The 20,155-nt window shown below is 71.3% G+C and carries 20 protein-coding genes and 1 pseudogene; 9 read left to right on the top strand and 12 right to left on the bottom strand.

Features of this window, described 5'->3' with window-relative positions; all coding sequences use genetic code 11:
* Positions 1-2: 2 nt before the first annotated feature.
* Positions 3-356 (top strand): ArsR/SmtB family transcription factor, encoded by a 354-nt coding sequence (locus tag EJ357_RS05375; protein ID WP_126389137.1) that lies wholly within the window; start codon positions 3-5, stop codon positions 354-356.
* On the opposite strand, the gene EJ357_RS05370 is transcribed toward EJ357_RS05375, so the two are convergent.
* Together EJ357_RS05370 and EJ357_RS05365 are read right to left on the bottom strand one after the other, a co-directional pair.
* Complete coding sequence (locus EJ357_RS05370; RefSeq protein WP_126389135.1) at positions 276-1,685, bottom strand: nucleobase:cation symporter-2 family protein; 1,410 nt, start codon at positions 1,683-1,685, stop codon at positions 276-278. The genes EJ357_RS05375 and EJ357_RS05370 overlap by 81 nt on opposite strands.
* A 130-nt stretch (positions 1,686-1,815) precedes the next feature.
* A complete protein-coding gene (locus tag EJ357_RS05365) occupies positions 1,816-3,159 on the bottom strand; it encodes an FAD-dependent oxidoreductase (RefSeq protein WP_126389133.1) in 1,344 nt (447 codons plus the stop codon).
* 219 nt (positions 3,160-3,378) lie between these two features.
* Here EJ357_RS05365 and EJ357_RS05360 point away from each other — a divergent pair, with 219 nt between their 5' ends.
* A complete protein-coding gene (locus EJ357_RS05360) occupies positions 3,379-3,837 on the top strand; it encodes a DUF6214 family protein (RefSeq protein ID WP_126389132.1) in 459 nt (152 codons plus the stop codon).
* Positions 3,838-3,868: 31 nt separating this feature from the next.
* On the opposite strand, the gene EJ357_RS05355 is transcribed toward EJ357_RS05360, so the two are convergent.
* The gene (locus EJ357_RS05355) at positions 3,869-4,558 is read right to left on the bottom strand and encodes a DUF305 domain-containing protein (protein ID WP_126389130.1); all 690 of its coding nucleotides are present in this window, start codon (positions 4,556-4,558) and stop codon (positions 3,869-3,871) included.
* 62 nt (positions 4,559-4,620) lie between these two features.
* On the opposite strand from EJ357_RS05355, the gene EJ357_RS05350 reads away from it, so the two are divergent.
* A complete protein-coding gene (locus EJ357_RS05350) occupies positions 4,621-6,123 on the top strand; it encodes an LVIVD repeat-containing protein (RefSeq protein ID WP_126389128.1) in 1,503 nt (500 codons plus the stop codon).
* 30 nt (positions 6,124-6,153) lie between these two features.
* Here EJ357_RS05350 and EJ357_RS05345 read toward each other — a convergent pair whose 3' ends face one another.
* The 6 genes and pseudogenes from EJ357_RS05345 to EJ357_RS05320 form a co-directional block, all read right to left on the bottom strand.
* On the bottom strand, positions 6,154-6,807 hold the full coding sequence (locus EJ357_RS05345) for a TetR/AcrR family transcriptional regulator (protein ID WP_126389126.1): 654 nt from the start codon (positions 6,805-6,807) through the stop codon (positions 6,154-6,156).
* A 149-nt stretch (positions 6,808-6,956) separates the two neighbouring features.
* Positions 6,957-7,688, bottom strand: a complete 732-nt coding sequence (locus EJ357_RS05340; RefSeq protein ID WP_126389124.1) for an HAD family hydrolase — start codon at positions 7,686-7,688, stop codon at positions 6,957-6,959.
* A gap of 10 nt (positions 7,689-7,698) precedes the next feature.
* Entirely contained in the window at positions 7,699-8,223 is a 525-nt protein-coding gene (locus EJ357_RS05335) for a hypothetical protein (RefSeq protein WP_126389122.1), read from the bottom strand.
* Positions 8,211-8,882, bottom strand: coding sequence for a phosphatase PAP2 family protein (locus EJ357_RS05330; RefSeq protein ID WP_126389119.1), 672 nt, complete (start codon positions 8,880-8,882; stop codon positions 8,211-8,213). The genes EJ357_RS05335 and EJ357_RS05330 overlap by 13 nt, the downstream gene beginning before the upstream one ends.
* Positions 8,883-9,040: 158 nt before the next feature.
* A pseudogene (locus EJ357_RS50695) lies at positions 9,041-9,187 on the bottom strand (M56 family peptidase); the annotation flags it as partial.
* A gap of 128 nt (positions 9,188-9,315) precedes the next feature.
* Complete coding sequence (locus EJ357_RS05320) at positions 9,316-9,855, bottom strand: DUF5134 domain-containing protein (RefSeq protein WP_126389115.1); 540 nt, start codon at positions 9,853-9,855, stop codon at positions 9,316-9,318.
* A 192-nt stretch (positions 9,856-10,047) separates the two neighbouring features.
* Here EJ357_RS05320 and EJ357_RS05315 point away from each other — a divergent pair, with 192 nt between their 5' ends.
* The 3 genes from EJ357_RS05315 (at position 10,048) to EJ357_RS05305 (ending at position 14,824) form a co-directional block, all read left to right on the top strand.
* On the top strand, positions 10,048-11,526 hold the full coding sequence (locus EJ357_RS05315) for an FUSC family protein (RefSeq protein WP_126389113.1): 1,479 nt from the start codon (positions 10,048-10,050) through the stop codon (positions 11,524-11,526).
* Entirely contained in the window at positions 11,523-12,059 is a 537-nt protein-coding gene (locus tag EJ357_RS05310; protein WP_126389111.1) for a MarR family winged helix-turn-helix transcriptional regulator, read from the top strand. The genes EJ357_RS05315 and EJ357_RS05310 overlap by 4 nt, the downstream gene beginning before the upstream one ends.
* Positions 12,060-12,205: 146 nt before the next feature.
* Positions 12,206-14,824, top strand: coding sequence for a carbohydrate-binding protein (locus EJ357_RS05305; protein WP_126389109.1), 2,619 nt, complete (start codon positions 12,206-12,208; stop codon positions 14,822-14,824).
* Here the strand turns inward: EJ357_RS05305 and EJ357_RS05300 are convergent.
* Positions 14,812-15,576 (bottom strand): VOC family protein, encoded by a 765-nt coding sequence (locus EJ357_RS05300; RefSeq protein ID WP_126389107.1) that lies wholly within the window; start codon positions 15,574-15,576, stop codon positions 14,812-14,814. The two genes, EJ357_RS05305 and EJ357_RS05300, sit on opposite strands and share 13 nt — an antisense overlap.
* 165 nt (positions 15,577-15,741) lie before the next feature.
* Here EJ357_RS05300 and EJ357_RS05295 point away from each other — a divergent pair, with 165 nt between their 5' ends.
* Positions 15,742-16,653 carry a GNAT family N-acetyltransferase gene (locus EJ357_RS05295; RefSeq protein WP_126389105.1) on the top strand — a complete coding sequence of 304 codons (912 nt, stop codon included), beginning with the start codon at positions 15,742-15,744 and terminating at the stop codon, positions 16,651-16,653.
* Here the strand turns inward: EJ357_RS05295 and EJ357_RS05290 are convergent.
* Entirely contained in the window at positions 16,650-17,042 is a 393-nt protein-coding gene (locus EJ357_RS05290; protein WP_126389103.1) for a VOC family protein, read from the bottom strand. The genes EJ357_RS05295 and EJ357_RS05290 overlap by 4 nt on opposite strands.
* Positions 17,043-17,113: 71 nt before the next feature.
* Between EJ357_RS05290 and EJ357_RS05285 the strand changes: the two genes are divergently transcribed.
* Positions 17,114-17,665 carry a GNAT family N-acetyltransferase gene (locus tag EJ357_RS05285; RefSeq protein ID WP_126389101.1) on the top strand — a complete coding sequence of 184 codons (552 nt, stop codon included), beginning with the start codon at positions 17,114-17,116 and terminating at the stop codon, positions 17,663-17,665.
* A gap of 19 nt (positions 17,666-17,684) precedes the next feature.
* On the opposite strand, the gene EJ357_RS05280 is transcribed toward EJ357_RS05285, so the two are convergent.
* Positions 17,685-18,368: a glycerophosphodiester phosphodiesterase gene (locus EJ357_RS05280; RefSeq protein WP_126389099.1), complete on the bottom strand. Its 684-nt coding sequence runs from the start codon at positions 18,366-18,368 to the stop codon at positions 17,685-17,687.
* A 389-nt stretch (positions 18,369-18,757) separates the two neighbouring features.
* Between EJ357_RS05280 and EJ357_RS05275 the strand changes: the two genes are divergently transcribed.
* Positions 18,758-20,155, top strand: a complete 1,398-nt coding sequence (locus EJ357_RS05275; protein ID WP_126389097.1) for a DUF6421 family protein — start codon at positions 18,758-18,760, stop codon at positions 20,153-20,155.

The following is a 20,155-nucleotide window of genomic DNA, read 5'->3' as shown; positions in this document are numbered from 1 at the left end:
CCGTGACCAGCCCCGCTGTCAGCAGCCGAGACCTCCCGCACCCGACGCGCGAGGAGATCCGTCTGGAAGGCGTGCTGCACGCGCTGTCCGACCCGCTGCGGCTGCAGATCGTGCGAGAGCTCGCCGCCGTGGGCGACGAGCTCTCCTGTTCGCACTTCGACCTGCCGGTCACCAAGTCCACCACCACGCATCACTTCCGGGTGCTGCGCGAGAGCGGTGTGATCCAGCAGGTCTACCGGGGCACGGCCAAGATGAACGGCCTGCGCAAGGACGACCTAGACGGCCTCTTCCCGGGGCTGCTCGACGCCCTTCTCGACGCCGCCACCCGGCAGGCCGCCCGGTTCGGCGGCGCCTGAATCCGCTTCGGAGGCTCCTGAACCGGCCTTCGCCGGCAGGTGGTTGAAGAGCAGGTTCAGCGCGATCGCCGTCAGGCAGCCCGCGCTGATACCGCTGTTCATCACCGTCTGGAACCAGTCCGGGAACTTCTCGTAGATCGTCGGCACACCGACCGGCAGCATGCCCATGGCCACGGAGACGGCCACCACCGTCAGGTTGTTGTTGCCCTTGAAGTCCACCTCGGTCAGGGTGCGCAGCCCGCTCGCGGCGACCGTCCCGAACATCACCAGCCCTGCACCGCCCAGCACCGGAGCCGGTATGGCCGCCACCACCGCGCCCAGCTTGGGCAGCAGGCCGAGCAGCACGAGGATGCCGCCCGCGGTGGCCACCACCCAGCGGCTGCGCACCCGGGTCATGCCGACAAGTCCCACGTTCTGGGCGTACGCCGTGTACGGGAAGGTGTTGAAGACGCCGCCCAGCACCGTCGACAGACCGTCGGCGCGCAGGCCGTCCGCGAGAGAGCGCGGCTCGACCTTGCGGTCGGTCATCTCGCCGACCGCGATCAGGTCACCGGTTGTCTCCGTCATCGTCACCAGCGCCACCACCAGCATCGACACGATCGCCGAGAACTCGAAGGTGGGCGCCCCGAAGTGGAACGGCGTGCTGACCCCGACCCAGTCGGCGTCGCCCACCCCGCCGAAGTCCGTGAACCCGAACGGCACCGCCACCGCGAGCCCGACCAGGATGCCGATCAGTACCGCGATCCGGCTCAGGAACGCCGGAGCGAAGCGCTGCACCCCGAGCACCACCGCCAGGATGAAGGCGGCCAGCGCGAGGTTCTTCGGTTCCCCGAAGTCCGCGGAACCGGCGCCGCCCGCGGCCCAGTTGCCCGCGACCGGCAGCAGCGAGAGGCCGATGATCAGGATCACGGTGCCCGTGACGAGGGGAGGGAAGTACCGCAGCAGCCTCCCGAAGACCGGCGCCAGCAGCACGATCGCCAGGCCCGCGACGATCACCGAGCCGTAGATGGCGGGGAGTCCGCCGCCCGTCGTGCCGATCAGCACCATCGGGGAGACGGCGGCGAACGTACAGCCCTGCATGATCGGCAGCCGTACGCCGAAGCGCCAGAAGCCGATGCACTGGATCAGCGTCGCGATGCCGCACACCAGCAGGTCGGCGGTGATCAGGTAGGCAAGGTCGGCGGGCGGGAGCTTCATGGCGCCGCCGACGATCAGGGGGACGGCCACGGCGCCGGCGTACATCGCGAGGACGTGTTGCAGGCCGAAGGCGGCCAGGTGGCGCTTGGGCGGGATCTCGTCGACGGGGTGTGCGGGTGTGCTCTCTGTCATGGGCGAGACCGTAGGCCCCTTGAACAGATTGTTGATTTCGGGGGTGTTGCCGGCTCGTTGCTCGGTGCGGGTCGCCTGTGGCTTGTCGCGCCCACGCGGCGGAGCCGCACATCGATGCAGCCCCGCGCCCCTAAAGGGCGTTGTGGTGCGCGGCGCCCAGCAGGGACTCCCAATCGGGCAGTTTCACCACACCCCTGCCCAGCGACGCGCCCAGCTCCGCCTCCGCCCGTTCGATCGCGCACCACCCCGGCCACTCCACCGGCTCGACCCCCTCGGCGCGCAGTGCCGTCAGCGGGTCCTGCGCCACCTCTCTCCTTACGAGTACGGCGGCGTCCTCCAGCAACGACGTCACCGTCTCCTTCGCGCACGGCCGGTTGGTGCCGATGACGCCGGTCGGGCCCCGCTTGATCCAGCCGGCCACGTACTCGCCCGGCGCCACGCGGCCCTCGCGCAGGACGCGTCCCTCGCTGTGCGGCACTGTGCCGGTCGTCGTGTCGAACGGCAGGCCCTCCAGCGGTACACCGCGATAGCCCACCGAGCGCAGCACCAGCTGGGCCTCGATGTCCTCGTAGCGGCCCGTGCCCGTGACCGCGCCCCGGCCGTCGGGTGCCGTTCGTTCGAAGCGGACCGCGCTCACGCGCCCGGCTTCGGCGAGGAGTTCGACGGGGCGCAGGAAGAAGCGCAGCCGGATGCGGTGCCGGGCGTCCTGGGGCGGGGCCTCGGCCCAGGCGCGCAGCGCCTCGATGTTGCGGCGCTGCGGGGCGGGGAGGCCGGACGGGTCGGCGTACGCCGGATCCAGCGCCAGCTCGGCCGGATCCACGCTCACCGCCGTGTCCGGCAGCGTGCCCAGTTCGCGCAGTTCCTTGGTGGTGAAGCGGGCCTGCGAGGGACCGCGGCGCCCCACCATGCTGACCTCGGTCACGCGACTCGCGCCGAGGGCGGTGAGCGCCGCCTGCGGCATGTCGGTGGGGCTCAGCTCCGCCGTGCCCCGGGCCAGCATCCGTGTGACGTCCACCGCGACGTTCCCGATGCCGATGACGACCGCCGACCGTGCGCCGAGCACGAAGCCGTCGTCGACGGAGTCCGGGTGGGCGCTGTACCAGGACACGAACTCGGTCGCCGACCAGCTGCCCGGCAGGTCCTCGCCGGGAACCCCGAGGTGGCGGTCGGTGGCGGCGCCCACGCAGTACACGACCGCGTGGTAGAGGTCCCGCAGCCGGGTTGTCGGCACTCCGCCCGGACCGATCTGGACGCCGCCGAGGAACCGCACCCGCTCGTGCTCCAGAACCGTCCGCAGGTTGTTCTGGAGGGACTTGATCTTCTCGTGGTCCGGCGCCACCCCGTACCGCACCAGACCGTACGGGCACGGCAGCCGGTCCAGGACGTCGACCAGCGCGTCGGGGTCCTGCTGCACCAGGCTCTGGGCGGTGTAGCACCCGCTCGGCCCGGAGCCGACGACGGCGATACGGAGCACGGCGGAACTCCTTGGGCGAGGGTTGGTCGGGGGCTTCGCGGAACTTCAGGAGTCGCTCTCGAGTCCAGCATCGCACCGCTGCCGCTCCGCTGACAGGGTGCTGTGCGCCCGTCGGGGCGCGTGTTCGTTCAGTATGGAATGTGATCATGCGGTTACGTTGCGTGTGTGCTGGAAGCATCCTTTCTTAATCTTTCCGATCGTTGTGCTTCGGACGGCAGCGTGTCCGTGTGGCCCGCGTGGGAAGTGCGGGACGGTGCCGGCGCCACGGCCTGGCTGGGCGTCCGGCTGGAGTTCGGCGACGGCGCCCACGTCGACGCGCTCGCCGTGGTGTCCGAGGAGGGCGTCTCCATCGAGGACGTACGGGCCCGCCCGGCGCTCTCCCTCGACGACCTGGCGGCGCTCGCCGACTGGATCGAGGATCCGCTCTCCAAGGCGTGCGCGATCGCGGCCGAACCGGACGGCGGGGGCGTCAGGGCGAGCCGGGCCCGGCCGGCCTGGCCGCCCGGCGTCGAGGGGCAGTGGCTCGTCGCGCAGGAGTACCGCACGGCCCAGGAACAGGGTGGCGACCCCGTGCTCGCGGTGATGCGGGCGACGGGGCACAGCCGGCGGAGGTCGCTCAGGCTCATCGGGCAGGCGCGCGACGCGGGATTCCTGACGCCGCGTCGCGCCCGCCGCTGAGCGCGGCCCTCGGGCGGACCGGGCCGGTCCGTCAGAGCATGTCCCGCATCCGCGTGATCTCGCTCGTCTGCTGAGCGACCACCTCGTCGGCCATCTCCTCGATCACGATGTTGTTGCCCTGCCCCTTCACGTCCGTGGCCATGGTGATGGCCCCGTCGTGATGGGTGATCATCAACGTGAGGAAGAGCTGGTCGAACGCCTTCCCGTGCGCGGCGCGCAGCTTCTTGAGCTGTGCCTCGGTCGCCATGCCGGGCATCGAGGCGTGCTGCTCGTGGCCGTCGCTCTCCTCGGCCTCCAGGGACTTGCCGTGGTTCTTGAGCCAGCCCTTCATGGCCGCGATCTCCGGGCCCTGCGCGGCGGCGATCCGTTCGGCGAGCGCCTCGACCTTCGTCGACTCGGCGCGGTCCGGGACGAGTTCGGTCATCTCCAGGGCCTGGGTGTGGTGCTCGATCATCATGCGGGCGTAGGCGACGTCGGCCGAGTTGGGGGAGTCGTCCTCGGCGCGCTGCCGTGCGGCCTCCTCGGCGGACAGCTTCTGGTTCGCCTCGCCGGGTTTGCCGGGCACGATCACCGACGGTCCGCTCTCCTCGGCCGCCTTCGGTTCGGAGTCGCAGCCGCCCAGCGTGAGTACGGCCAGAACGGCAAGTGCGGCGGTGAAGGCGGGTGTCCGGCGGAAGGGCGTCTTCGTTACATGTTCATTGCCCCCTGTTGATATGTGCATGGCCATGACGATACTCGGGCTTGCATCAACCGTTCCAGTGCGAACGGACAAGGGAGGAAACAGTGATCCTGTTGAGCATTCCCCGAACACGACGCAGACGTTTGGGAGTTGCCGCAGCCGCCACCGGACTGCTGGCCGCGTTGCTCACCGCGCAGCCGGCTGTCGCGACCCCCGACCCGGGGGACGGCCCCGTCGCGGAGAAGGAGATATCCAAGAGCACTCGGGCCGAGGTGCAGGAGGCTGTCGCGGACGGCGAGATACCCGGCCAGGACGAGATCGTCCACTCCGCCAACATCAAGCACCTGGCCAACGTCCCCAAGGACGTGCTCCCGGGCACCAATTCGGACCTGGCCTTCCAGGGCAAGTACGCCTTCGCCGGTAACTACGACGGCTTCCGCATCTTCGACATCAGCGACCCGAAGGCGCCGAAGACGGTCGCTCAGGTGCTGTGCCCCGGCTCGCAGAACGACATCACCGTGTCCGGGAACCTGCTGTTCCTGTCCACCGACTCCTCGCGCAGCGACAGCAGTTGCAACAGCACGACGCAGCCCGTGACCGAGAAGTCCTCGTGGGAGGGCCTGAAGGTCTTCGACATCAGCGACAAGACGAACCCCAGGTACGTCGCCGCGGTCGAGACCGCCTGCGGCTCGCACACCCACACGCTGGTGCCCGAGCGCCGCAACGTGTACGTCTACGTCTCCTCGTACTCGCCGAACGCCACCTACCCGGACTGCCAGCCGCCGCACGACGGGATCTCCGTCATCAAGGTGCCGCGGTACGCGCCCGAGAAGGCGGCGGTCGTGAGCTTCCCGGTGCTGTTCCCCGGTGAGGGCCCGGACGGCGGCGGCAACCCGGGCGCGCCCACCAACCCGGGCGTCTCCAAGACCACCGGCTGCCACGACATCACGGTCCTGCCTGAGAAGGACCTCGCCGCCGGAGCCTGCATGGGCGACGGCATCCTGCTCTCCATCGAGGATCCCGAGCACCCGAAGGTCATCGACCAGGTCCAGGACAACGTCAACTTCGCGTTCTGGCACTCGGCGACCTTCAACCAGAAGGCCAACAAGGTCGTCTTCACCGACGAGTTGGGCGGCGGCGGCGCGGCCACCTGCAACGCGCAGATCGGCCCGGACCGTGGTGCCGACGGCATCTACGACATCGTCGGCAAGGGCGACAAGCGCAAGCTCGTCTTCCGCAGCTACTTCAAGATCCCCCGGCACCAGGCGGACACCGAGAACTGCGTGGCCCACAACGGCTCGCTGATCCCGGTCAAGGGCAAGGACCTCATGGTCCAGGCCTGGTACCAGGGCGGCGTCTCCGTCTGGGACTTCACCGACTCGGCCCGCCCGAAGGAGATCGCGTACTTCGACCGTGGTCCGATCAGCACCGACACGCTGCGGTCGGGCGGTTCGTGGTCGGCGTACTACTACAACGGCTACATCTACTCGAACGAGATGGCCCGGGGCTTCGACGTCCTGAAGATCGACGACCGGCGCACGGACCCGGCCCGCTGGGTCAAGCTGCGCGAACTCAACGTCCAGACGCAGCCGGACTACTTCGACTGACCGTCCGGGCGGCCGGGTGGCCTGCGGTGCCTACCCGGTAGCGAAGAACCGTGACAGATCCGTGTCGCCCGTCCCGCCGGGCTCGGCCTCCGAGTCCGGCGGGACCCCCATCGACCAGTCCAGCCGGTAGCGCGCGAACAGCTCGGCCCGCAGCACCGGCACCGGCATCGGCACGCCGGGGACCAGCGCCGCGTAGACGGCCCCCATGAGCAGGGCGCGCAGCATCGGGTAGTCGGCGTCGACGTCCTTCGAGCCGTGCCGTACGCAGGTCTCCCGCAGCAGCTCGGCCAGACGCCGCTGCTCCGGGCACTGGACGAAGCCCTCGCCCAGCAGGATCCCCGCCATGTGCTGGCGCATCAGCACGGGCCGGTCCCGGGCCAGGCCCAGGATCGCGTCGATGGCCCGGGCCATCCGCTCGCGGCCGTCCTCGCTGCGCGGCTCGCGCTCCAGCGCCTCCTCCAGCGTGCGGTGCATCAGCCGGTGCACGGCGGACTGCACCAGCTGGCGTTTGCCGGGGAAGTAGTACGACACCAGACCGCGCGCCGAGCCCGCCCGGTCCGCGATGTCGCCCAGCGTCGTGGCGTCGTACCCCCGCTCGCCGACCAGCTCGACGGCCGCCTGCAGAAGCCGCTCCCGGGATCGCCGCCGCAGCTCTTCATTGACCGAGGCGCTGCGCGGGGACATGCTGTAACTCCTGCGTTGACTGGCTGCCAGCCAACTATACTCAGCACTTCCGGCCCGGCCCCGATACGGCCTGGTCGGGGTTGCCGTCTGCCTCGGGCGACGCGGGGGATCGTCCGAGGCAGGCGAGCGTCAGGTGAGGTGGCCGGGGGCTACTTGCCCGTCCGAGGCCCGGAGTCGTTCGACCGCGGGGCGGTGCCCACGAGATCCAGCACCGGCCGCAGCCCGTCCGGACGCTGCGCCGCCGGCAGATGGTCCACGAAGTGCACCGCACAGCCCAGGGCCGCCGCACCGCCGTCCGCCCGCCGGTTGTCGCCGACCATGACGACGTCCCGCGGATCGGCGTCGAGGGCCGCGCAGGCGACCGCGAACAGCCGGGGGTCGGGCTTCTGGACGCCGTGCTCGTACGACAGCACGTAGGTGTCCACGTACGGATCGAGACCGTGCTCCCGGAACACCGGACGGATGTCCCAGCCGACGTTGCTGACCACTCCCACGCCGACGCCGCGCTCACGCAGCGTCCCCAGCACCTCGGCGGAGTCGGGGTACGGCACCCACGCGGCCGGCGCCATGTGGCGGTCGTAGAGGATGTCGTGCAGCCGGTCGTCGGGGAGCTGTACCTGCCGGGACAGCCCGGTGTAGGCGGCCCGGTGCAGCTCCGCGCTCTTGTCCCGCACCCCCCAGACACTCGCCACGTCCTCGGGCAGCCACGAGGGATCGATCCCGCCCGCCAGTGCCCCCATCGCCTCCAGCGCCTGCGCGGTCTCGGCCAGTTCGGTCTCGCCGAGCTCCACCCCGGCCTCGGCGAGCGCTCCGCGCAGCCAGGACTCGGTGGACTCGACACGGAAGAGGGTTCCGGAGAAATCGAACAGGACTGCGGTCATGCTGCGGATCTTACGGCGCCACGTTCCACCGCGCGGGAAGATCGCCGCCGCAGAACACACAGACGAAGTAGCCCTCGCGCACGATGGCGCGTTCCCCGCACTCCTCGCAGCGCCGGAACACCACCGCGTGCGTGAACCCGCCGGGACGGCCGACACCGGCCCCGTCCAGGGCGCGGGCGACCGCGGGCCACGAGTCGAGGTCGGGGCAGTAGCCGGTGGACTGGTTGCTGATCTCCACGGCCGTCCAGCACCCCGAGCCGTGCTCGAAACGCACCTCACCGGCGGCCAGGACGTCCCGGCCCCCGGCGCACACCACATGTTCGCTCCGCCGGGCGGCGAGCCGCAGCCGGCCGTCCGTGCCGACGACGTACGTGAACGGTTCGGCTCGCTCGGCGCGCGCACACCGCGCCAGCCAATCGTCCAGGTCGGCGGCCGACCCGACGATCCGGCCCTCTGCCTCCGGCCGGACCAGCGCGGTCAGCTCGGCCGGGCCCACATAGCGGTAGCGGCGCTCGGGCCCGCTCACCCCAGCCATCGGGTGTGCACCCGCACCGCCAGCACCACGACCAGCGCGCCCAGCAGCCAGCCGCCGACGACGTCCGTGGCCCAGTGGACGCCCAGCCACACCCGGGTCAGACCGACGCCGGCCACGGAGATCACGGACAGGGCGACGGCCGTACGCCACAGCGCGCGTGCCGGGCCGTAGCGGTGCAGGAGCCACAGCAGGAGGCCGCACACCACCGTGGCCGTCATGGCGTGACCGGACGGGTAGGCGGCGAAGTGGGCGGAGTCGACCGGGTCGGGCCAGGCGGGACGCGGACGGTCGAGCAGGGCCTTGAGGGACTGCTGCAGCGCCGTGCCGAGCGCACAGGTGGCCACCAGCCACACGGCCGTCCAGCGGGCCGCTCTGCGCCACACCAGCCAGACCGCCACCACCGCGGTCAGGATGCGCATCGTCCACGGATCCCAGACCCAGTCCGTCAGGATCCGGAACGTGTGCGTGACGCCCTTCTCGTCGACCGCCCAGCGGTGTGTGGTGTCTGCGATGTCGCCGTCCAGGGCGATCAGCGGGTTCCACCGGACCGCGACCAGGGCGAGCAGCAACGCCGAACACAGGGCCAGGGCACCGGCCCAGCGGGCGTGACCGCGCTCGGCCGGCGGGCGGGGCGGGGATTGGACGGACTGGGTGTGCATAGTGCGATCCTCGCCGACCGATGGGGCGAGAGGCCAATGCCGGGGGTGGGTTTGCGACGCCCGCCACAGGAGTGACCGGCTGTTCCGGCACATGCGCCGGAGGCGATCCGGGTACCCAGCGGCGGATCGGGCTATCCGAGCACTGCCAGACGCGGGCCGGGCCCCGGGCCGGGCGGCCACCAGGCACCCGGCCGCTCGCCCTCCAGGATCACCAGCCGGTCGTCGCCGGGCTCCTCGCCGTGCAACAGCGGGGCATGGACGAGGAGTTGGGCAGGTCGCCGCCGACGCCGGGCAAGTGCCGTACGACCTCCCGCACGGCATGCCGCGCGGCCCTCCGGCACCGTGCGTCATCGGCGCACAGCACGGCCGTCGGGCCTTCACCACGCTTCCGGCGACCACCGGTTCGAGGCCCGGGTGGGCAACGGGGGGCGCTTCACATCGTCAGCAGCATCGCCACCATCGCGATCCCCATCGACAGCCTGCAGGCCCGCGCCAGCTCCGGCCGGTCACCCCAGCCGACGCCACCGCCGCCCGCGGCGACGGGTACCAGTCGCACGCCGGACAGCAGGACGTACCCCGCGAAGTACAGGAGCAGAACGCCCGTCACCAGGGGAATCCCGGAACCGCCGGGCCCGCTCGGGTGCCCGGGTGACGCGGCCATCGCGACCGCCATGTAGGCCATGGCCGACGCTCCCACCAGGTGGTGCAGATGGTGGGCCCCGGCCCGCGCCGACCACAGCGCGTGCAGGGCGGCAGCGCCGAACAAGGCCGCGTAGCCGGGCCAGGCCCAGGACGGCGGTGTGAAGGCCGCGGCGGGCACCGCCATCGCCGCCATGCCGAAGCCCATCAGGGCCTCGCCGCCCGCGGCACGGCGCTGCTCCTCGACGTGGCTGCGCATCCGCAGCAGACAGTAGGCCCCGGTCGCCGCACACAGCGCGACCAGCAGCCAGCCGTGCGAAGCCGGTCCGTGCACGCGCACCCTCCCCGCTCGACGGTCTCGGACAGTCCGTCGATGCCCCGGCCGTGCGGTGCGCACGCGAGCGCAAGGGTGTACACGGGGAGCGTTCGGCGGAGCGCGGCAGGTCGGCACGCCGCCGATCCCCGACACCAGCCGTAATGTTCCACGAGGATGTTTCACGAGTAAAACACTTGCTAAGCTCATGGTATGAGCAGCCGCCCCCCGCTTGCCGGAGTCCTGCGCCTCGGCCGGCCCTCCGACATCTGGTTCAAGCCCGCCCTGAGCGTGGTCGTCGCCGTCGCCCCGCCCAGCATCGCCCTGCTGGCGCTGGGCCGCCTCGACCTGGCGATGTACACGATGGCCGGGTCCCTGTGCGCGCTCTACGCCCACAACCGCCCCTACGCCGCCCGGGCACGCGCCCTGGCGTGGGTGGTGCTCGGGATGCTCGGCGGCCTCGCCGCCGCGCTGGTCGCGGCCTCGCTCGCCCCCGGCGCGGTCGTGCTGGTCATGGTGGGCGCGGTACTGGCTGCCGTGCAGAAGGTGCTGTGCGACGCGGCGCGGATCGGTCCGCCCGGCAACGTGGTCCTCACCTTCGTCAGCTCCGCCGCCCTGTTCACGCCGCAGTCCCTCGCCCAGGTCCCCGGCCATCTCGCGCTCGCAGCCGCATCCGGCGCCTGGGCCTGGCTCGTCGGCATGGCACCGGGCCTGCTGCGCCCGCACGGACCGGAGCGCCGGGCCGTCGCGGGCGCCCTGCACGCGGCCGCCGCGTACGTCGAGACGGCTGGTACCGGACGCCCAGGTGGCCAGGGCGGACCCCACGGCACCACGGCTGCCGGACCCCACGCCACCGCCACCACCGCCGTCCAGTCCGCCCGCCAGGCCCTGCTCTGCGCAGGCCGCCCCTCCGAGACCCGCCAAGCCCTCGAACGCCTCCGCGTCCGCGCCGAGGTCGCCCTCGCGGCCCCGGCCGACACCGACCCAGAGCCGCTGCGCACCTGGGCCCGGCAAGTGCGCGGCAACCGCCCCGTACCGCACGTCGACGACCTCCCGGGCCTCGGCACCGGACCTGCCGCGCCTCCCGGCCCGCTGTGGCGCCGCCTCCGCCCCCTGGCCCCGCTGGCCCTGCGCGTGGCCCTCGGCTGCGCCCTCGCCGGCTACGCCTCCCTCGCCCTCGGGATCGGCCGCCCCTACTGGGCCCTGGTCACCGCGGCATCCCTGTATCAGGCCAACCTCACGCTCACCTGGGGCCGCGGCGTCCAGCGTGTCGTGGGCAACCTGATCGGCGTCCTGCTCTTCGCCGCGGTCGTCCCGGTGGCCCACAGCGGCGGGGTCGCCCTGGTCCTGTGCTGCCTCGCCCTCAACTTCGGCGCCGAGGCGCTGATCGGCCGCAACTACTGGCTCGGCAGTGTCTGCGTGACCCCGATGGCGTTGCTCGTCACCGAGTTCGCCGGGTTCCAGGAGCCCGGGCGGCTGATCACCGAGCGGATCGTGGACACCCTCGTCGGCGCGCTGCTCGGCCTCGTCGCCGCGGTGGCCGTACCCGACCGGCGGTGGCAGCGGGTCGTGCGCGCCGGGGGGTCGGCACCCCGTACGCTCGCGGCTACGGGGCGGAGCCGAGGTCTGCACCCGGACCAACGCGCGGACCAGCGCACGGGCAGCGAAACGACGGAGGGCGTACGGCCATGACGGCGACCAACGGCGGGCCGACCGGGACGAGACAGGACACGGTGGCCGCCGTGGTCAGGCAGTGGCAGAGCGTCCACCCCGACCTCGACACCGCCCCCATGGAGATCATCGGCCGCATCAACCGCTGCGCCGCCCTCCTCCAGCAGGCCGAGGACGCCCCCCTGCGCCGCGCGGGGCTCAGCCGCCCCGAGTTCGACCTGCTCGGCGCGCTGCGCCGCACCGGCCACGAGCTGACCCCCAGCGAACTCGCCCGCGAGACCTTCTCCTCGGGCGCCGCCGTCACCAAACGCCTGAAGCTGCTGACCGAACGCGGCCTGGTGGAGCGGCGCGGCGACAGCCGGGACCGCCGCGTCGCCCACCTCCGGCTCACGGACGCCGGCCGGGAACTCGTCGACGGCACCCTCCCGGAGCAGCTCGACTACGAGACGGCCGTACTGTCCGGCCTGGATCCGCATCGCCAACATGAACTGGCATCCCTGCTCGGCGAGTTGCTGAGCCAGCTGGAGGGACGGCTGGGCGCGCTCCGCGGCTGAGTGCCCTGACCCCGCCGAGCTGCGGTTTCGGAAGTTTCGGAGCGGGATTCCCTGTTGACGCGGCCTACGCGATCTTCCTAGGTTCGACCGGTCGGTTCGGAGAACCGGCGTACGTACGGAATGTCGAACCACATGGGAGGGATGCCGTGGCAGCCGAAGCCCCCGGCCCGCAGACGCTCACCGTCGACCTCGGCACCGAGACCGGCCCCTTCCACGGTGGCGCGAGCGGCACGCTCTACGGCCTGTACGGCGACGGCGTGCCCAGCCGTGCCGTCGTCGAGGGCATGTACGTCCGTACGGTCGCGACCAAGGCCCAGGACGGCGTCCAGCATCCCGGCGCGGACGCCCTGGAGATCCTGCCGTCCTTCGTCGCCGCGGGCGGCAAGGACGTCTACGTCTACCTGCCCGACTTTTACCGGGGCTTCCCCTACGAGTGGCCGGGCGCCACGGGGGCGGAACGGTTCGCCGGGTTCAAGGAGGTCGTCCGCCGTCAGGTCGAACACGCCCTCACGCTCGGCGAGTCGGCCAAGCACATCGTGTACGTCCCGTTCAACGAACCCGAGGGCAACATGTTCGGCGAGGGGGAGTGGAGCCACGACCGAGTCTCCTGGCACACCGACCCGCGCCACTACTTCGCCGCCTGGCAGGAGACCTACCACCTCATCAAGGGCCTGCACCCCGGGGCGCGCATCGCCGGCCCCAACACCTGCGTCCTCTACCCGGAGGTCCGGGGCTTCCTGGAGTTCGCGAAGGCGCACGGCGTACTGCCCGACGTGATCACCTGGCACGAGCTGTCCTCGCCCGCCGAGGTGCGTACGAATGTGGCCAAGTACCGCGACTGGGAACGGGAGTTGGGTATCGGTCCGCTGCCCGTAAACCTCAACGAGTACGCCCACAACTACCACCTGTCCGTGCCCGGCCAGATGGTGCAGTGGATCTCCGCCATCGAGGAGTCCAAGGTCGACGCCGACATGGCGTACTGGAACATCGCCGGCAATCTCAACGACTCGGTGGTCGAGGCCAACAAGGGCAACGGCCAGTGGTGGCTGTTCAACGCCTACGGCCGGATGACCGGCAACACGGTACGGGTCACCGCGCCGCATCCCGACGCGCAGTACACCCTGCAGGGCGTCGCCACCCTGGACACGGCGAAACGGCAGTCCAGGGTGCTGTTCGGCGGCTCGGGCGGCGCCGCGGAGGTCGTCTTCGCGCACGTCGACCCGGAGGTCTTCGGTACGACGGTGCACGTACGGCTCGACGAGATCCGCTGGACCGGCCAGGTCGGAGCCTCCGAGGCGCCGTCGCGGCTGCGCGACGACGAACTGCCCGTCGTGGACGGCACGGTGACCCTGTCCGTCACCGGCCTGGACGAGATGTCCGCGTACCAGGCGATCCTGTCGCCCGGCGGCCACGGCACCGAGCCCCTTCCGCCCGCGGTGCGGTGGCGGCGGACGTACGAGGCCGAGGACGCGACGTACACCGGCGGCGGCTACTCCAGGAACGGCCCCGAGGGCTCCCCGTCCGCCGTCGACAGGTTCGCCACCTCCGGCGGTCACCATGTGGGCGGCCTGCGTACCGGCTCCGACGGCGTCCTCGCCTTCGACGTGGAGGTCCCGCGGGACGGGACGTACGAGATCAGCGTGTACGCCAACTCCCACAACGAGGCCGAGCTGGTCCGCGAGGCGGGACCCACCAACGTCTTCCTGCGCGTCGACGGCGAGGGGCCGCGCGAACTGCTGCTGCCGCTCGGCTACAAGCCGGCGGTGTGGGGCCACACCGACACCACGGCCGAACTCACCGCGGGCAGGCACCGGATCACCCTGGCCGCGCAGGACCCGGACCTCGGCGCCACCAGGGGCGACACCGTCATCGACAAGCTGGACCTCACCCTGCGCGACACCGAGGGCCCCGCTCTCCACGACGCCGAGTACGCGGACCTGCGCGAGGGCACCCGCGTCAGCCACGCCCACCGCGGTGCCTCGGGCCCCGGCGTCGCCGTACTGCCCCGGGGCGGCACCGCGACCTTCTGGGTGCACGCGGCCGACGACGGCGAGGCGACGGTCACCGTCGACCGGCTCGGGCCCGGAGAAGGCGTCGTGACGGTCAACGGGGAGGAGGTCGGCCGTGCCGAGGAGGGGGCGCTGCCGCTCTTCCTGGCCGGCGGCATCAACAAGATCACGGTCACCGGCACCTCGGAACGCCTGATAGTCGACCGGCTGCGCGTCGGCCCGTCCCGCGGCCTGCTGGCCGGCACGGCGTACGCCGCCGAGGACGGCATCCTCACCGGCACCGCGCACGTGACCGCGTACCCGTACGCCACCGGCGGAAAGGCCGTGGACGGCATCGGTGCCGGCCCCGACAACGCCCTCACCCTGACGGTCACGGCCGAGCACGCCGGCCGTCACGCCCTGACGATCCGCTACTCCAACGGCGAACAGGCCCCGGCCACCCACTACAATCCGGACCCGATCTGCCGCCACGCCGACATCACGGTCAACGGCGGTGATCCGCACCGGGTCCTGTTCCCCACCACCTTCCACTTCAACGCCTTCCGGACCCTCACCGTCCCCGTCGCCCTCGCCCCGGGCGTCAACACCCTCACCTTCACCGCCGACGAACTCCCTGACTTCGACGGGGAGTCCAGGAACGCGCACGGGCAACGCTCCGCGTACGCGCCGGTGATCGACCGCGTGGTGGTGACACCGCTGGGCCCATGGCGGCCGGGTGACCCGCTGGACCAGGGCGGGCGCGGTCAGCGCTCGTAGCCCGCGCGGTACACGCCGAACATCGCCCCCTGCGGGTCCCGCAGGACGGCGATGCGCGGTCCGTCGGGGACGGAGGTGGGCTCCATCAGGACCGTGCCGTCCGCCTGTGTGGCGTCCGCCGCCGTGCTGTCCACGTCGGCCACGGCGAAGTACGGCAGCCAGTGCGCCGGCACCTCGTGCGGGAACTTGTCGTCCATCGTGACCATGCCGCCGAAGTCGGCGCCCTCGATGCCCCACTGCGTGTAGCGCTCCGAGGCGTTGACGCTCCAGCCGAACACGGTGGTGTAGAAGTCCACGGCCCGCTCGGGCTCCCGGGTCATGAGCTCCACCCAGCCCAGCGAGCCGGGCGCGTTGAGCACGCCCGCGCCCGGGAAAGCCCGGGCCTGCCAGAGCTGGAAGGCCGCGCCGGTGGGGTCGACGGCCACCGCGAAGCGGCCCACGTCGAACACGTCCATCGGACCGACCAGCACCACACCGCCGGCCTCGGTCACCTGCGCGGCGGCGGCGTCCGCGTCCGGCACCGCGAACGCCACGTTCCACGCCACCGGCTGCCCCTCCTGGTACAGCGGGGTCAGCGCGGCCACCGCCGCGTCCCCGAGGTGCGCGATCGTGTAGCCGCCCGCCTCCTGACGCGGATCGGTCTCGGCCCGCCAGCCGAACAACCCCTCGTAGAACCGCTTGGCGGATGCCAGGTCACTGGTCCCGAGCTCGGTCCAGCAGGGCCCACCGGTCACCGGCTTGTCGAGCTTCATGGCGTTCCTTCCGAAGGAAACCCCCTTCAGCACGCTAAGCCCCGCCCCGGACCCCGGCCATCCGGCGAAACCCACTGGAGCCCGGCCCCGCCGACGCCGTACGCTCGACCCCGTACCGCATCGCATGGCGGCCTCCCGACACCGTTCTCCGACCGGAGGTCCCCCATGCCCGCGCTCGAAGTGCGCCCCTTCCGCCGTGCCGACCGCGACCAGCTCACCGAACTGATCAACCTGCATGTCGCGACCGTCGTTCCCGGCGTCTCCGTCTCCGTGAACACGGTGCTCAGCGCTCTGGAGCGACAGCCGGACGAGTTCATCACCGACCCCTGGGTGAGCGAGCGCGTCACCCTCGTCGCCGAGCAGCGCGACCACGTCGTGGCCGCGGCCCATCTGCTGCGCTACCGGGCGGACGACGAGGTGGGCGCGGACCACCGGGACACCGGAGAGATCGACTGGCTTCTCTGCCGTCCGCCTGCCACCTTCTGGCCGGACTCCGACGAGGCCGCGAACCTGCTGATGAGCGCCTGCCTGGCCCGGCTGGCCCGCTGGAACGTACGCGTCCGGTACGCGAGCGGCGACCTCCCGGCCCCGGCCGTCTACGGACTGCCCCGCAACTGGCCGCACATCCGGGCCCTCTACGAACGCTCGGGCTTCCGGCACGTCGGCGACACCGAGGTGATCCTGATCGCGCGGGTGACCGACCTGCCGCCCCACAAGCCCCGGCCCGGCGTCACCGTCCAGCGCACGCTGGGGGAGTGCGGCACGCGTCTGACGGCGTACGCCGGCGGCCGTGCCCTCGGTTTCATCGAGGTCGACACCGCCCTGTCCCGCCCCGAACGCCATACCCGGGGCCTCGGCCTCGCCGACATCGGCAACCTGCACATCGACCCGTCGGCGCACGGCGAGGGCCTGGAGCACTGGCTGCTGGGGCAGGCCGCCGACTGGCTGCGCCTGTGCGGCGTGGACCGCCTCCTCGCCTACGAAGCGGCCGCCGACGGCACGGCGATCACCCACCTGACCTCGGCCGGCTTCCGGGAGCTGACCCGCACCGACCGAGGCTGGGAACACCGGCCCTAGATTCCGGGCCGGTAGCGCAGCGGATGGTCCGCGGGCACCTCCACCAGCACGATCCGCGTCCCGTCCGGGTCGGCGATCCACATCTCGACCAGGCCCCACGGCTCCTTCACCGGAGGCCGCTCGATCTCGACGCCCTTCGCGCGCAGTTCGTCGTGCGCCGCCGCCACGTCCGCGACCTGCATCCAGAGCCGGACGTTGGGGGAGGGCGGCGTCTCGGACCGCCCCGAGACCTCCAGGAAGCCCCCGCCCAGGAAGTAGACGGTGCCGCGCTCCGGACCCGTCCCGAACTCGCGGTATACGGCCAGGCCCAGTTGCTCCCCGTAGAAGACCCGGGAACGCTCGGGGTCGAGGGGCTGGAGGAGGGTCCGTCCGCTCAGTACGTGCACCATGCAGCCGGAGCCTAATGGCGCGTTACGCTCAGCGGTGCCCGAGCCGCGCCCGAGAACTGGAGAAGCGCCCCATGGAAACCGCCGCGACCCCCGCCGCCTCCGGACTCACCTTCCGGGACGCCACCGACGCCGACGTGGACACGCTGGTCGTGCTGATCGAGTCCGCCTACCGCGGCGACTCCAGCCGGGCCGGGTGGACGACGGAGGCGGACATCCTCGAAGGGCAGCGGACCGACCCGGAAGGGGTGCTGGCGGTCATCAAGTCGCCCGACAGCCGACTGCTGACGGTCGAGCGGGACGGGCAGGTCGTCGCCTGCTGCCAGCTCGAACACCGCGATGCCCACGCCTACTTCGGGATGTTCGCGGTCAGCCCCGCACTCCAGGGCGCCGGCCTCGGCAAGGTGATCATCACGGAGGCGGAGCGGCAGGCCCGTGCGGCCTGGGGCGTGCGCGAGATGCACATGACCGTGATCTCCGTACGGAACGACCTCATCGCCTGGTACGAGCGTCGCGGCTACCGCCGTACGGGCCGGATGACCCCGTTCCCGTACGGCGACGAGCGCTTCGGCATCCCGCAGCGCGACGACCTGCAATTCGAGCTCCTGGTCAAGGAACTCGCATAATCGTTCCGCCGGTGGGCGACTAGGCCGTGAAACGGCCCGTGCGCTTGATCTCCGGGTAGTCGGTGGTCGCGCCGTCCAGTCCCAGAGCCCGTACGAGCCGCAGGTGGTCCTGGGTGTTGACCACCCAGCCGATGATCCTGAGGTCCGCCTTGCGCGCGTGCTCCACGACCTCCAGGGTGAGCCGGCGGATGTTCAGGCAGACGGTCGCCGCGCCGACCTCGACGGCGCGCTCCACGATGTCGGTGCCGTAGCGGCTGGCGATCAGCGCGGTCCGTACACCGGGCACCAGGCGGGCGATCTCGGCGACCGCCTCGTCGTGGAACGAGGACACCTCGACCCGGGAGACCAGGTCCCGCCTGGTCATGACCTCGGCGAGCGCCCGTGCCGCCGCGACGTCCTTGATCTCGGCCTGCAGCGGCGAGCGCACGGCGTCGAGGACCTCTTCGAAGACCGGCACCTGCTCGCCGCGGCCCGCGTCCAGGGCGCGCAGCTCGGCGAGGGTCTTGTCGGCGATCGGGCCGGTGCCGTCGGTCGTGCGGTCCACGTCGGTGTCGTGCATGACGACGAGGGCGCCGTCCTTGCTCAGGTGGAGATCGAGTTCGATGACGTCGAGGCCCGCCTGCTGGGCGGCGACGAAGGAACGGAGGGTGTTCTCGGGTTCGACACCCATGACTCCGCGGTGACCGATGGTAAGGAAGTTCAAGATTCAACTCGCTTCCGTCGACGGCGGCTCGGCTCACGCGCGAACCGGAGCGGACTGTTCACGCGGCAGTGCCGCAGCCTAGTGGTCCAGGGGCGTGATGAACCCCACGTGTGCACTGCGTTTGCGGCGCTGGACATGTCGTAGCTGGATCATGCGCCTCCGGATGGTCACCCTGGCGTGGGCGAGTCCCGTGGCGATTGACCGGTATGCGTCGGTCGGCTCCGCGTATGCCCACGCGCTGCCGGAGTATTCGCCGTCTCGATGACCGGCAGGAAAAAGTTCGGTGACCTTGGCGACATGCAGGATAATTTCCCGAGCTTCCTCTTGCTGAGAGAAACCTCGTGTGCATACGGTGTCCAAACGCGAGGTTCTCCCGTGGAGGATGGGACATGACGGAAATTCTTGTGCAGGCGGCTACGGAGGATCGGATTCCTCCCGCGACCAGGGTGGTCGAGCACCCGGCGTGGCCGGTGCTCAAGGACGCCGTGGAACGCATCCGGCCATGGCAGTCCAAGGACGGGTCGATCGACTTCGAGGCCGAGGACGCGCCCTCCCGCGCGGACGCCGAGGCCGCCGTACGGCGTGTCGTGGAGGCCGTCGAGGAGCTCTCCCCGCTGCTGCCGCACGACGCCGCTTACCACCAGGCCCTGGTGAAGGACCTGAACCGCTGGGCCGAGGGCGGCTTCGCGGTGCCCGACTTCCTCGACTCGCTGCTGGCCTTCCAGCCGGCCGCGGGCCGCGCCGACGGCCTCCAGCACCTGGTCGTCTTCGCGATGTACACGCAGAACGGCAACCCCGACCGCAACCTCGAGGCGGTCGTCCTGCGCATGGTCTGGCCCCACTGGCTGGCCGAGCTGGAGCGCACCCGCTACGACAACCCGCTGTTCTGCGGCATCAAGTTCGAGGACTTCACGGCCGGGTACGACACCAACTCCGCCGTTCTCTTCCCCGAGACGATCGCCGTGCGCGAGGCGCCCGAGCGCTTCAGCTGGGGCGGCATCTTCTGCGACCGAGAGGCCGCCCGCTTCCGCCGGGTCACCGACGCCGCCGTCGACATCCTGGGCCTCGACCTGCCCGAGGACATCGCCGCGATGGTCCACGACCAGAAGCGCTGCGAGGAGGCCTTCGTCCTGTGGGACATGGTCCACGACCGCACCCACAGCCACGGCGACCTGCCGTTCGACCCGTTCATGATCAAGCAGCGCCAGCCGTTCTGGATGTACGGCCTCGAGGAGCTGCGCTGCGACCTCACCGCCTTCAAGGAGGCCGTGAAGCTGCAGGCGGACGGCGTACCGCAGGCCCGTGACGTGCAGTACGCCGTGCTGTTCGACCGCATGTTCCGCTTCCCGGTCACCGGCGAGCGCGTGCGCAACTACGACGGCCTCGGCGGCCAGCTCCTCTTCGCCTACCTGCACAAGCACGACGTCGTCCGCTGGACCGACAACAAGCTGCACATCGACTGGGACCGTGCCCCGCAGGTCACCAACCAGCTGTGCGCCGAGATCGAGAACCTGTACCGCGACGGCATCGACCGCCCCAAGCTCGTCCACTGGTTCGCCGGCTACGAGCTCGTCTCCACCTATCTCGCCCCCCACCCGGGCTCCCGCTGGGCCAAGGGTCCGGACGCCCTGGACCTGACCCAGCCGCCACGCAAACTCGTCGATGACGTGCTTCCGGACGAGTTTCCGCTGAGCATGTTCTATGAGGCTCTCTCCAAGAAGCTGAAGAACGTGATCGCCTCCACGAAGGGCATCACGGCGGAGAGCGCCGAGCGAGTCGCCGCGTGA

Source organism: Streptomyces cyaneochromogenes, assembly GCF_003963535.1.
Lineage (GTDB): Bacteria > Actinomycetota > Actinomycetes > Streptomycetales > Streptomycetaceae > Streptomyces > Streptomyces shaanxiensis.
Note: the sequence above shows the minus strand (reverse complement) of the source record. Positions and strands in the feature narration are given on the sequence as shown.